At 70.1% G+C, this 548-nt stretch carries 1 protein-coding gene; it reads right to left on the bottom strand.

What is annotated here, in order from left to right; all coding sequences use genetic code 11:
- Positions 1–548, bottom strand: a 548-nt coding sequence (locus INT51_RS21975) for an HNH endonuclease signature motif containing protein (protein WP_193107513.1), incomplete at both ends; no start/stop codon positions are given.

Below are 548 nucleotides of genomic sequence, written 5' to 3' on the forward strand. Positions count from 1 at the left end.
TGGTCGTCGTGGGTGGGGTCGTGGGGGCCGGTTTCGCGGAGGAATCGGTCCAGTTCGCCCATCTTGTGGAGGGCGTCGAGTTCGAGGGTGAATTGGTATTGGTCCCAGGCGTCGGTGAGGGCGCGGGCGATGGTGGGGGTGACGAGGTCGCGGTGGGGGGTGATGGTGGTTTTGATCAGGGTGGGGGCGCCGATGGTCCAGGTGGTGGTTCCGTCGGGGTTGCGCACGGGGTCGATCCGGCCGGTGGTTTTGAGGTCGTGGTCTGCCCAGTGGAGGCGGTGGAGGTTGGCGATGCTGGTGGGTCCGCCTCGGGCGGGGTGGGCGTGGTCGAATTCCTCGATGTGGTCGTTCTCGGCGTCGGTGCTGGTGGTGCGGGTGCATCCGGGGACCGCGCAGACGGGGTCGCGCAGGCGGAGGTGTTCGACCATGGCCGTGGTGGGGCGGTACTGCTCGGCGGGCAGGGGGAGGAACTCGCCGGTGGTGGGGTCGGTCAGGACCCGGTGCCAGGTGCTCTCGCCGGCGGCGAGGTGGCGGGCCATCTCGGCAGG

The sequence above is a fragment of the Brachybacterium sp. FME24 genome, assembly GCF_014897705.1.
Classification (GTDB): Bacteria; Actinomycetota; Actinomycetes; order Actinomycetales; family Dermabacteraceae; genus Brachybacterium.